Origin of the sequence: uncultured Microbulbifer sp. (genome assembly GCF_947504145.1) — a bacterium.
In the GTDB taxonomy this organism is placed as follows: domain Bacteria; phylum Pseudomonadota; class Gammaproteobacteria; order Pseudomonadales; family Cellvibrionaceae; genus Microbulbifer.
On the sequence record NZ_CANNGQ010000003.1, the window covers coordinates 40,235 to 52,770 of the forward strand.

Annotated in this window: 12 protein-coding genes; 7 read left to right on the plus strand and 5 right to left on the minus strand. The window is 57.6% G+C overall.

Translation table 11 applies throughout. The annotated features are described in order from the left end of the window. Window positions 1-277: 277 nt before the first annotated feature. Entirely contained in the window at window positions 278-691 is a 414-nt protein-coding gene (locus Q1A74_RS10910) for a hotdog domain-containing protein (RefSeq protein WP_299595704.1), read from the plus strand. A gap of 104 nt (window positions 692-795) precedes the next feature. On the opposite strand, the gene Q1A74_RS10915 is transcribed toward Q1A74_RS10910, so the two are convergent. Both Q1A74_RS10915 and Q1A74_RS10920 read right to left on the minus strand, forming a co-directional pair. Then, entirely contained in the window at window positions 796-1,653 is an 858-nt protein-coding gene (locus Q1A74_RS10915) for a universal stress protein (protein WP_299595706.1), read from the minus strand. A 282-nt stretch (window positions 1,654-1,935) separates the two neighbouring features. After that, a complete protein-coding gene (locus Q1A74_RS10920) occupies window positions 1,936-3,426 on the minus strand; it encodes a SulP family inorganic anion transporter (protein WP_299596965.1) in 1,491 nt (496 codons plus the stop codon). Window positions 3,427-3,921: 495 nt separating this feature from the next. On the opposite strand from Q1A74_RS10920, the gene Q1A74_RS10925 reads away from it, so the two are divergent. The 6 genes from Q1A74_RS10925 to Q1A74_RS10950 all read left to right on the plus strand — a co-directional run bounded on the left by Q1A74_RS10925 (window position 3,922) and on the right by Q1A74_RS10950 (window position 11,395). Further along, complete coding sequence (locus Q1A74_RS10925; protein ID WP_299595709.1) at window positions 3,922-5,202, plus strand: efflux RND transporter periplasmic adaptor subunit; 1,281 nt, start codon at window positions 3,922-3,924, stop codon at window positions 5,200-5,202. A 107-nt stretch (window positions 5,203-5,309) separates the two neighbouring features. Then, entirely contained in the window at window positions 5,310-6,011 is a 702-nt protein-coding gene (locus Q1A74_RS10930; RefSeq protein WP_299595712.1) for an ABC transporter ATP-binding protein, read from the plus strand. Window positions 6,012-6,050: 39 nt separating this feature from the next. Continuing rightward, window positions 6,051-7,382, plus strand: a complete 1,332-nt coding sequence (locus tag Q1A74_RS10935; RefSeq protein WP_299595714.1) for an ABC transporter permease — start codon at window positions 6,051-6,053, stop codon at window positions 7,380-7,382. 19 nt (window positions 7,383-7,401) lie between these two features. Next, complete coding sequence (locus tag Q1A74_RS10940) at window positions 7,402-8,610, plus strand: FtsX-like permease family protein (protein ID WP_299595716.1); 1,209 nt, start codon at window positions 7,402-7,404, stop codon at window positions 8,608-8,610. A gap of 101 nt (window positions 8,611-8,711) precedes the next feature. Continuing rightward, a complete protein-coding gene (locus Q1A74_RS10945) occupies window positions 8,712-10,058 on the plus strand; it encodes a sigma-54 dependent transcriptional regulator (RefSeq protein ID WP_299595718.1) in 1,347 nt (448 codons plus the stop codon). Further along, window positions 10,058-11,395, plus strand: a complete 1,338-nt coding sequence (locus Q1A74_RS10950) for an ATP-binding protein (RefSeq protein ID WP_299595720.1) — start codon at window positions 10,058-10,060, stop codon at window positions 11,393-11,395. Before Q1A74_RS10945 ends, Q1A74_RS10950 begins: the two co-directional genes overlap by 1 nt. Window positions 11,396-11,433: 38 nt before the next feature. Here the strand turns inward: Q1A74_RS10950 and Q1A74_RS10955 are convergent, their stop codons facing one another. The 3 genes from Q1A74_RS10955 to Q1A74_RS10965 form a co-directional block, all read right to left on the minus strand. Then, window positions 11,434-11,829: a hypothetical protein gene (locus Q1A74_RS10955; RefSeq protein ID WP_299595722.1), complete on the minus strand. Its 396-nt coding sequence runs from the start codon at window positions 11,827-11,829 to the stop codon at window positions 11,434-11,436. 67 nt (window positions 11,830-11,896) lie between these two features. Next, window positions 11,897-12,157: a hypothetical protein gene (locus tag Q1A74_RS10960; RefSeq protein WP_299595724.1), complete on the minus strand. Its 261-nt coding sequence runs from the start codon at window positions 12,155-12,157 to the stop codon at window positions 11,897-11,899. A 47-nt stretch (window positions 12,158-12,204) separates the two neighbouring features. After that, window positions 12,205-12,474, minus strand: coding sequence for a hypothetical protein (locus tag Q1A74_RS10965; RefSeq protein WP_299595726.1), 270 nt, complete (start codon window positions 12,472-12,474; stop codon window positions 12,205-12,207). Between the last annotated feature and the right edge of the window lie 62 nt (window positions 12,475-12,536).

Consider the following 12,536-nt stretch of genomic DNA (forward strand, 5'->3'; position numbering starts at 1 on the left):
TTGGCGGCCAGTTTAGCCACTCGAGGCGCACAATTTTCGCACCAAACAGGTGCGCCCAGTCACACCTTCGACCCCAGGGGTAGTCGCAGCGAAGCAGTGCGAGTGGCGGGGAAGTACCGGGTACCGGGTATCCGCCACTCCGCCTTCGCTCGATGCCCTACTACTTCATCGCCAGATTAATCGCAGCTTGGCACACTAAATGCACAACCTCCTGTGGCAGCGCGACGGAACGCGGGGCCCTTTTATTTTTTATGGAAAAGCAGCGAGGTAAATTCTCATGAAGTACTACTCACGTCATTTCGTAAAACCCGGCGACCTGAACCCAGCTCAACGTCTGTTCGGCGGTCAGGCACTGGCGTGGATAGATGAGGAGGCAGCCATTTTCGCGGGGTGCCAGATGGGCACCGCGAATATCGTGACCAAGCTGATGTCAGAAATCGATTTTGTCAGCTCGGCAGTATGCGGGGATATTGTGGAATTTGGATTTGAGGTGACGGGTATCGGTCGCACCTCACTGACGGTGCACTGTGAAATGCGTAACAAGCAGACCCGGGAGCTGATTGTGCGCGTGGAACGGATTGTATTTGTTGCACTGGACGCCGAAGGCAAGCCTACGCCACACAAGAAAGCCGGAATGACGGTAGCAGAGGCCGCAAACTCTTCTGTGGAAGCCGACAAGCTGGCCAGCTGATTCTCACGTTTGGCAAAAACGAAAAAGCCTGTGTCAGCCCCGTCATCTGCTAAAAAGATCACGGGGCCATCACAGGCTTTTTCAATACGGTTGCTGGATGCGTATCAGCGCAGCAGCAACAACGGCTGATTCGTGCTCAACAACATTTTTGCCGTGACACTGCCCAGCAGAAGATCGCGCAATTTACTGTGGCTGAAGGCACCCATCACCGTCAGGTCGACATTGTGTTCCTGCTGGTACGCAATCAAAGCATCAACCGTCTTGCCCTGCAGGTTCGCGCTGATCACCGAAACCCCGCCGTGGCTCAACGCTTCCGCGCCCTCCGCCAGCACCGACTCGGCACCGTCCCCCACATACACCAAATGGCAATCGAGGCCTTTAAATACGGGGCTCGTCGCCACCATATCCAGCGCCTTGCGCGCGGACTCACTGCCATCGTAGGCCAGCATGATCGAACGCGGCGCCTTGAACTCGCGGTTTACCACCAGGATCGGCTTGTGCAGTGAGCGCACAATCGACTCCAGTTGCGCCCCCAGCCCCTTGTTCGACTCCCCGTGCTCCTCACCGCGAATGCCCAGCACCAGAACCCGGACATGATCTTCGAGCTCCATCAACGACTCGATCAGAGAACCGTGCCGCTGACAGGTCAGTACCCGCTCCGCACCCGCTTTCACAGCGCGCTCCTGCGCCCCTTCCAGCATCTGTCGCCCTTGCTCCAGTAACAGCTTTGAACGCTGCTGTTCCAGGCTGGTGAGCTCTTCCAGCAGCTCTTCCTGGCTGCCAAGGCCGATACTGCCGGAAAGATCCGCTACCGCGGGGGTGGTTACCCTTTCGATATTGTGGAGAAGCTTGATGGGGGCGGATGCGCGATTGGCGATCCAGGCGGCGTAATCGCAGACGGCACCGCTGTAGCGGGAGCCATCGATGCAGGAAAGTACGAGGGGGTCATTCTGTTCGGTCATTTATTGTTTTCTCTCTATCGCTATCCAACTGAATAAACCACTAGGCGCTTACGAAGTATAGAGATAGGGGAGAAGCCGAAATACTTGGTGGAAGTTTTTGAAACCGTCGGCGACATGGACGTCGCCGCCGGAATCCCATACGACCGCCATGGATGGCGGAAGTGCAGAAAATGCATGGATGCAATTTTCTGCCAGGGATGTACTTGTGCGATTTCAAAAACTTCCACCCAGTGTTTCGGTGCCACAAGAGCCCAAACAGAGCTCCCGACCGAAGCTCGAGGCTCAGTGCCCCCCCAAAACCTTCTCAATCTCTTCTGGCTTGTCGTGTACTCCGAAGCGGTCAACGATGGTCGAGCTCGCCTCGTTCAGGCCGATCAGCTCGACCTCGGCGCCCTCGCGGCGGAACTTCACCACCGCCTTGTCCAGTGAGTACACCGCCGACACATCCCAGAAATGCGCCCGGCTCAGATCAATCACCACCTTGTCCAGCGCCTCTTTAAAATCGAACGCCGCCACAAACTTGTCCGCCGAATTGAAGAACACCTGCCCCACCACCTTGTAGGTGCGGCAATTGCTCTGCTCATCCAGCTCCGAGCTCACATACATAAAGTGGCTCACCTTGTTGGCGAAGAATAGAGCCGCCAGCAGCACCCCCACAAACACGCCAAACGCCAGATTATGGGTAAACACTACCACAATCACCGTGGACAGCATCACCAGATTGGTGGACAGCGGCAGCTTGTTCAGGTTGCGAATGGAACCCCAGTCGAACGTACCGATGGACACCATGATCATCACCGCCACCAGCGCCGCCATCGGAATCACCGCCACCCAGTCACTCAGGAACACCACCAGCGTCAGCAAACCGACACCTGCGACCAGGGTAGACAGACGGCCGCGGCCACCAGACTTAACGTTGATCACAGACTGACCGATCATCGCACAGCCCGCCATACCACCGAGCAGACCAGCGCCGATATTGGCAATACCCTGGCCCTTACATTCACGGTTCTTGTCGCTGTTGGTATCGGTCAGATCGTCCACGATGGTCGCCGTCATCAGGGATTCCAGCAGGCCCACAACGGCAAGACCGGCGGAATAAGGGAAGATGATCTTCAAGGTCTCGAAGTTCAACGGAACATCCGGCCACAGGAAGATGGGCAGGGTATCCGGCAGCTCACCCATATCACCAACAGTGCGGATATCCAGCCCCATGGCCACTGCTACCGCGGTCAACACCAGGATACACACCAGCGGCGACGGCAGAACCTTGCCCACCACCGGCACATACGGGAACAGATAGATAATGCCGAGGCCGGCAGCAGTCATGGCATAGACATGCCAGGTAACGTCGGTGAGCTCCGGCAGCTGCGCCATAAAGATGAGGATCGCCAGCGCGTTCACAAACCCCGTGACCACAGCCCTCGATACAAAGCTCATCAGCACCCCGAGCTTGAGGTAACCGGCGATGATCTGCAGCACACCGGTCAACAAGGTAGCCGCTAACAGGTACTGAAGGCCGTGCTCCTTGACCAGCGTCACCATCAACAGCGCCATGGCGCCGGTGGCCGCCGAGATCATGCCCGGGCGGCCGCCGACGAAGGCAATGACCGTGGCAATACAGAAGGAGGCGTACAGGCCCACCCGCGGATCGACACCGGCGATGATGGAGAAAGCGATGGCCTCCGGGATAAGGGCCAGGGCCACCACGAGGCCGGCCAGCACATCGCGGCGGATGTTGCCGAACCAGTCTTGCCTGGTGGACGACAACAGGGTGTTAGAGAACTGCATAATCAGAGGAGCCTGTCTGGGATATCTTTTTGGGTATCGTTTTCTGGGTATTGTTTTCGAAGTGTTGTGTCTGGACGGTCTTGATCGAGCCCAGAATGAAGGGCGCGGATTCTAGCACCTTGGCGTTGCTGGCTAAAGAACGTGCAGGGACTCCCCGGTACATTCAAACGATGGCGACCTATAGGAGCCTGTAGGAGCCTGTGAACCTGACGCCCAAACACCCTTCTGTCCGTCATCCCGGACACCCCTTGTCCGGACACATTTTCCGGACACCGCCACGCCCTACCGAAAACTCTCATTGGGAATATTTTTCTTATATTTCAATAACTTAACATGAAAAATCACCTTGGCACGGCAATTGCGATAAGGCTCCTGCACCCAGAAAATCCACGCTGCATCCGGGCCCCAAATCACCCGCGTCACAGTGGCAAAACAAGACAACCGAATCGCAGCACTTATCAGGCACTTGGAAACAACATGATCAGAGATACCTCCGGGCAGGACGTCCAGCTCGCACCGCAAAGCCCGTGGAAAAACCCGCGGCTGCTGACTCGCGCTGGCCTGGGCATTAGCGCAGCGGCCTTTGTGGTGTGGGGACTGATGAGCTGGCAGAGCACCAGTGCCGTGGATGCGAGTGTATCCCTGTCGCGCCTGAACGTTGCGGCCGTAGAACGCGGGGATCTGGTGCGGGATCTGGTAGTGCAGGGCAAGGTGGTCGCGGCGAACAGCCCTACCCTGTTCAGCCCGGCACAGGGGATTGTGAAATTTTCCGTCAAGGCAGGGGATATCGTTGAGCAGGGCCAGCTACTGGCGGAAGTGGACAGTCCGCAGCTGCAGAACCAGCTGGCTCAGGAAAGTGCTCTGTACAACAAGCTCAGCGTAGAGCTTGCCCGGCAGAAGATTCAGGCCAAGCGCCAGCGTCTGGAGAACACGCAGAAAGCCGATCTGGCGAAGGTCGATCTCGTCGCCGCCCAGCGCGAATTGAAGCGCGCTGAGCTCTCCATGGAAAAGCAGATCATCTCCCAGCTGGATTTTGAGAAAGCCAGCGATGATTTGGCCCGCGCGGAGCTGGAATACAAACAGGCCGTGCAAAACGTCCAGCTGGAAAATGAAGCCCTCAGCTTCGAGACCCAGACCCTACAGCTCCAGGTCGACCAGCAGAAGCTGCAGATGACAGAGCTTGAGCGCAAAGTCAACGAACTGCAGATCGTCTCCCCGGTAAAAGGCACCATCGGCAGCCTCGCCACCACACAGCGCTCCGCTGTAGCGGCCAACACCGCGCTGCTCACCGTTGTAGACCTCACCAGCTTCGAACTGGAAGCCGCCGTGCCGGAAAACTACGCCGACGACTTGGGCCTCGCCATGGAAGTGGAAATCAACATGGGCGGCAAGAAACTGCCCGGCGAGATCACCGCTATCGCACCGGAGGTAATCGACAACCAGGTCACCGCTCGTGTGCGCTTTACCAACGGTCAGCCACAAAACCTACGGCAGAACCTGCGTCTCACCGCCCGGGTACTGCTGGAAAACCGCCCGGATGTGATGCTGGTAAAACGCGGGGGCTTTCTGGATCAGACTGGTGGACGCTTCGCGTGGAAGCTGAATGACCAGCAGCAGGCAGTAAAAGTACCGATCACCATCGGCGCGCTGGGGTTGAACCAGGTGGAGATTGTTTCCGGATTGAATGAAGGCGACCGGATTATTACTTCCGCTGCTGATGAACTGGACAAGGCGCAGCTGGTTGCCCTGAAAGACTGATCAAACAAACTGAACTCTGATGCGAAGGCGCTGATACCGATTGTGGTGCCGCCCAAAGATTTGAAAGAACCCACGAACACAAGACTACCAAGACAAGGAAATCCACCATGCTGAAGATGCACAACATCCGCAAAAGCTACCGCACCGATACCATCGAAACCCACGCGCTACGGGACTTCAGCCTGGAAGTGAACGAAGGGGAATTTGTCTCCGTCACCGGCCCCAGCGGCTCCGGTAAAACCACCTTCCTGAATATCGCAGGCCTGCTGGAAACGCCCACCGGCGGCGAATACCTGCTGGACGGGCAGGAAGTCGGCAACCTGTCGGACCGCGAGCGCTCGCGTATGCGCAATGAAAAAATCGGCTTTATCTTTCAGGGCTTCAACCTGATCCCCGACCTCAACCTGTTCGACAACATCGATGTGCCCTTGCGCTACCGCGGCTTCAACGGCAAAGAGCGCCGCCGCCGCATCGAAAGAGCCCTGGAACAGGTTGGCCTCTCCGCCCGGGCCAAACACCTGCCCGCGCAACTGTCCGGTGGCCAGCAGCAGCGCGTCGCCATCGCCCGCGCCCTCGCCGGCGAACCCCGCTTCCTGCTCGCCGATGAACCCACCGGCAACCTCGACTCCCTCATGGCCCGCCAGGTCATGGAACTGCTGGAGTTCATCAACGAATGGGGCACCACCATCGTCATGGTTACCCACGACCCGGACCTCGCGCGCCGTGCGCAGCGCAACATCCAGATTGTCGATGGCCAGGTCTCCGACCTGCGCCAGAGCATTGCGCAACAAGAAATCGCCACCGCATAAGCTGACCACGCGTTTGCTGAAAAGAAAAAGGACACCGAAATGATCGGCTACTACATCAGCCTCGCCCTGCGCAGCCTGCGGGGCACACCCATACTGAGCGCGCTTATGATCGCCGCCATCGCCGTAGGCGTGGGCGCTTCCATGACCGTACTAACGGTCAACTACATGACCTCAAAAAACCCACTGGTAGACAAGGATGACCAGCTCTACGCCGTACAGCTCGACGGCTGGGATCCCAACGAGGCCTACAACCGGGGAGCCAAAGGTAATCAGATGCCCTGGCAGCTGACCTACCGGGACGCCACCGCCCTATTGCGTTCGGATATTCCCAAGCGCCAGGTCGCCATGCACAAATTCGGATTCACCGTCTCCGTGGACGACGCCGAAGTGCGCCCCTTTGTGGCAGTGACCCGCGTAACCACTCGCGATTTCTTCGCCCTGTTTGATGCCCCATTCCAGTATGGCGGGACCTGGGAAAAGTCTGCAGACGAATCCCCAAAACAGGTTGTTGTTCTGTCCCAGGCCACCAACGAAAAACTGTTTGGCGATAAGAATAGCGTGGGAGAAGTGATTCAGCTGAATGGCGAAGCCTTTACCGTCATCGGCGTACTGAAAGAGTGGAATCCATCGCCCAAGGTTTACGACCTCAACAACGGTCATTTCCAAGATTCTGAAGAACTCTACATTCCTTTTGGCCTGCACCGAAAGTTCGAAATCCACAGCTGGGGCAACAATAACGGCTGGAACAGCGACATCGCCAAGGGTTTGACCGGTTACGAGGCCCATTTACACAGTGAATCGGTGTGGATTCAGTACTGGGTTGAACTGGAAAACGGTGCACAAAAGCGTGAGTACGAAGAGTTTCTCGCAAACCACATCCGCCAGCAGAAAGAACAGGGGCGCTTCCAACGACCACTCAAGTTCGCCCTCAGCCGCCCCTCCGAGTGGCTGGTAATGAACGAAGTGCTGGACCACGACAGTCGTGTCCTCGCCTGGTGCGCGCTTGCCTTTCTGCTGGTGTGCGTGGTGAATGCCATCGCTTTGCTGCTTGCCAAATTCCTGCGCAAGGCGCCGGAAGCCGGTGTGCGTCGCGCGCTGGGTGCCAGCCGGCAATCCATATTCGTGCAGCACCTGATGGAAAGCAGCTGCATTGGCGTGCTTGGCGGTATCGCGGGTATTGGCCTCGCTCTATTGGGGTTGACCGGGGTTCGTGTGCTGGCGGGCGGAGGTTTTGACCGCGTTGCGCACATGGATTGGGCGATGGTGTTTGCCGCCATTGGCCTGGCCATCGTTGCGAGCCTGTTGGCCGGCCTATATCCAGCCTGGCGCATCAGCCAGACCAACCCTTCCATTTATTTGAAAACCCAATAAGCCGGAAAAGGAAACAACCGTGTTTGAACTCAAACCCATGCTGTCCGCCCTCTGGCGAAACAAAGTTTCTGCCATGCTGATCGCCCTGCAGATTGCGCTGACCCTGGCCATCGTCAGTAATGCCGTCACGATCATTCAGGAGCGACAGGAAAAAATCGCCCGTCCCACCGGGATCGATGTCGAAAACCTCATTGCTGTGACGTTTATGCCCGTACCCGCGGACTACGATATGGCCGGTGCCGTAGCGGCCGATCTCGACCTGATGCGCTCCATGCCCGGAGTGGTGGATGCCAGTGTCACCAACCAGGCTCCGATTTCCGGCTCAGGCTCTGCCAGCGGCTACTTTTTTGAGCCCAATCAGGAAGTTGGCGATATCACCGCCAACTACTATCAGACAGATCCACATTTCATAAATACACTCGGATTGAAACTCACCGCCGGGCGCAACTTCCGCGAAGATGAGATGGATATTCTGGGGCCCCATCAAAATTACAACGCCGATGTCGCTATTATCACCCAGCAATTCGCCGATCAGGCTTTCCCCGGGGAAAGCGCACTTGGCAAGTACCTGTACGGTGGCCGCGATGATCATCCGACCCAGATTATCGGCATCGTTGAACGGCATATCGGCGCCTGGCCGGGCTGGAGCCTGGCGGGCAACGTCGTGTTTTATCCAGTAATGGCCGAAGGCAACCATAAGCGCTACCTGGTTCGCACCGAGCCAGGCCAGCGCGACGAGATTTTCAAACAACTGGAAGACAAACTCGCCGAGCGGGACCCGCAGCGGGTCATCCATCTGGAAACCACAGAAAATCACATGAAGGAGACCTACTCCAGTGACAATCTGATGATCAAGGTACTGACTCTGGTGGTCAGCCTGCTGACCTTTATCGTTGCACTGGGCATCGTCGGACTGACGATTTTCTGGATCAACCAGCGCGCCAAACAGATTGGGATTCGCCGCGCACTGGGTGCCAGCCGTCGCAACATCAGCCGCTACTTCCTGCTGGAAAACAGCATTATTGCCATTACCGGTCTGGTACTGGGTGGCACCGCGGCAATGCTTATCAACGGATTGATCGCCTCCAATTTTTCCCAGCCGTTACTCTCGCTACCTATGCTGATCACCTGTGCGTTAGTATTGCTGCTGGTTAGCCTGCTGGCGGCGCTGGTTCCGGCACTGCGTGCCGCGAATATTTCGCCGGCGATGGCGACACGTAGCGTTTAGTAATCACAACGAAGTACGAATGTAAGATGCGAAGCCTCTGCAAGTGAAGACTACTTGCAGGGGCCCCATGAAATTTGACTACGAAGCTGGAGCCGCTTTCGTTGGACAAAGTACTTATCATCGACGACAACACCGGCATTATCTCTGCCCTGTCCCTGCTGTTGTCCCTCCACAATATCCAAACTCTCTCCGCCATTACGCCCCAGGCGGGGCTGCAGCTGCTGCGGGAAAACCCGGATGTTGGCCTCGTCATTCAGGACATGAACTTCACCGCCGATACCACTTCCGGGGAAGAGGGCCGCGCGCTGTTTTTTGCCCTGCGCGAACTGCAACCGGATATACCGGTCATCCTGCTCACCGCCTGGACCCAGCTGGAAATGGCCGTCGAACTGGTCAAGGCCGGGGCGGCGGACTATGTGGGCAAGCCCTGGGATGACAACAAGCTCATCGCTACGATCAAAAACCTGCTGGAACTGCACGATCTGCAAGAACAGCAGCGACAATCCCAAAACCGCGCACAGAAAGCGCGAGACCAGCTGCAAGACCAGTTTGATTTACGGGGTATCATCTACCGCAGCCAGCGCGTGCAGACCCTGCTGGAAATGGCCACCCAGGTGGCCCATGCCCATGTACCCGTACTGATCACCGGGCCTAACGGTGCCGGCAAAGAAAAAATTGCCGATATTGTGCAGGCCAACTCCAGCGTAAAAGACGGCCCCTATATCAAGGTCAATGTGGGTGCGCTGCCGGAAGAATTGATGGAAGCGGAGCTGTTCGGTGCAGAAGCCGGTGCCTACACCGGCGCCGGCAATAAGGTGCGACAGGGTCGGTTCGAAGCGGCGGACGGCGGCACCCTGTTTCTCGACGAGATCGGTGAGCTTTCCGCTAGCGGCCAGGTAAAACTGCTGCGCGTATTGCAGACCGGAGAATTTCAGCGCCTGGGCAGCAGCCAGACCCGCAAGGTGCAGGTGCGCGTGATCAGCGCCACTAACAGCAATCTGCAACAGATGATTGCCGATGGCCGCTTCCGCCAGGACCTGTTCTATCGCTTGAATGTGATTGAACTGAAACTGCCGCCACTGAGCGAGCGACCGGAAGATATTCTGCCACTGGCCCGGGGCTTCCTCGCCGGGAGCGGAAAAAATCTGGGGCCTCAGGCCCAGCAAAGCCTGATGCGCTACCGCTGGCCGGGCAATGTGCGTGAACTGCAAAACGTAATGCAGCGCGCCGCCGTACTCACCAAAGACGAAATCATTGAAGAGACGACTCTCGCCCTGCCGGAAGACACGCAGTTAAAAATGCCGGAACACAGCTTTGAACCCAGCCGCGAACTGCTGGAGCAGACCCTGGCGAACTGCAACGGCATTATCGCCCAGGCCGCCCGCGAGCTGGGCCTGAGCCGCCAGGCGCTCTACCGCCGCCTGGATAAATACGGAATCCCCTACTGATGCCCCGCGGTACCAGCCCAAAAACCTCGATCGAAGGAAAACTGTTCGCCACGGTCATACTCGCGGTAACACTGGGTACGGGGATTCCCTTTGGCCTGTTGCACCTGGGCGCACAGCCGATATTAGCCTGGAGCGCCGGCCTGTTGCTGGCACTCGTTCTAGCGTATGTGCTGTTGCGGCCGCTCACCCACAACCTCAACCGCGCACTGCAGAGCCTCGAAGGCGGCCTGCTGAATTTCCGCGACGGCGACTTTTCCATTTCCCTGGCACTGAACCGCAAAGACCAGCTAGGGCAGCTGGCGGACCTGTACAACGAGGTGGGAGAAATACTTCGGCGGGAACGGGCACATATCCACCAACGAGAATTACTGCTGGATACGGTGATCCAGAGCTCACCGCTGGCGCTGCTGCTGATCGATCAGCGCGAACATATCATTTACGCGAATACCAGCGCGCGCCACCTGCTGCACAATGGAAAACCGTTACAGGGACATCTGCTACAACAGATTCTTACCCTGTGCCCGCCCGAGCTGGCACGGGCTATCGAGCAGAAACAGGACGGACTCACCAGCTATCTCGACGACGACGGCAGCCACACGCTGCATATCAGTAACAGCACCTTCGTACTCAACGCGCAAAAGCACCGACTGATTCTATTGCGGGAAATGACCAAAGAGCTGACCCGCGCTGAAGTACAGGTGTGGAAAAAAGTCATTCGCCTGATCAGCCACGAGCTGAACAATTCCCTCGCGCCCATTTCCTCCATGGCGCACAGCGGCAAGATGCTCTCGGAGAAAATCGACTCGCCGCAACTGGCGGGTGTATTTGATGTGATTGCCGACCGCTGCCGACATCTGACCGAATTCACCCAGGGCTATGCGCGTTTCGCCAAATTGCCGCCGCCTTCCTGTGAGGAGGTGCATTGGTCATCTCTGGTGACGCACCTTCAGGCGTTGCACCCGGTTACGCTGAAAGGGAAATTGCCACTGCGGCCGGGCTATTTTGATCCGGTACAAATGGAGCAGGCGCTGTTAAACCTGCTGAAGAACGCCGGAGAGTCGGGCAGTGCGGAAGAGGATATTACTCTGCAAATTGAGGCCGATGCTCACGGCCAGCTACTCACCGTATCGGACGGCGGCAGTGGTATGAACGACAAGGTATTGCAGCAAGCGCTACTGCCCTTCTACTCCACCAAACCCCAGGGTGTGGGTCTGGGGCTGGCCTTGTGCCGGGAAATTGCCGACGCCCACGGCGGACAGATTCGGCTACACAACCGGCGCGAAGGAGGACTACAGGTCAGCCTGTGGCTGCCCTGGCCCGATTCTGGAGAACGGTAGGTGGGCGGTAGGTAAGCGGTAGCCAACCAGCAAGCCACTTACGCACCCACGGTGTGGCAGCGCAACCCCTCACTGTACATCCAGCATTTACCGCCCTCGGGACAGGGAGCATCCACTGCCATCGGTGACGTGCCAGCAGGGCACTGTGGCGCGCGTCCCGCGGTACACCAGGCGCCGGTATCCAGCTGATAACAGACTGCATCGTCCACCAGACAGGAACCTGCGGTGTGAACCTCGGTGTCACCGGCGAAGCAATTGCGGGGATAAGCGGGCAGCAGGTTGGCCGGCAACGGCCGCTGGTAATAAGTAGCCGGCGTGCCGGTGAGGTCACACCAGAAACCATCCAGACCGGCGGCATTTTCCAAATTGCCACCGGTGTTGGCGCAGCCAGCCGACAGCAGAATAGCCAATACGTAAAAAAGGCGCAGCTTCATATCACGTCCTCTGTGATAGCTAATCCAGGTACCCCACTCCCTGAGGTATCACGAGCATTCGCGCGATTTACTTCTCGTACACGATGCAGCGGCGGCCGCCAGAAATTTCATAGCACTGGGCAGTGGCCGGACAAATGGAGCCCGGTGCCAACTCTTCGGCATCACCGGGGCAACCATCGTAGTTGGTTTTCTGCTCCGCATGCGCTGGCGCACGGGGAATGGGCGCACTGTTAGGGTAGACCACCTGATCGCGCACACTGCTGGTACCACAGGCGGAAAGCAGCGTCGCTGCCGCCATCAGGGAAAGTATCGTCACTCGTTTGCGCATGGGGCCTCCTTAACAATCACTTCAGATACCGGTTGAATACACGCCCCTTAATACACGCGCATCACCGGGAAAAACCAGCAGGCAGAGCCCACTCGGTCGCCATTTCCATCCATCGAGCACTGGCGGCTGGCTGCCGGTGGCGCCGCCGCATTCGGAAGATAGTTGCCCACTTCGACAAAATCCGCGCTCTGGGATTTGTCATCGGGGTTAAAGAAAAATGGATCGTAACTGTTTTCGTTCCCATAAGGTACGAATACACAACCCTGTATACACAGCGCAGCTCCCATTGCCACTGTGGCGATCCCTGTGCGGTTCATGGCTCAATTACCTCGCAATTTCATTACTGCCTGACCACAACCGGAAATTCCTATCTTCCGGT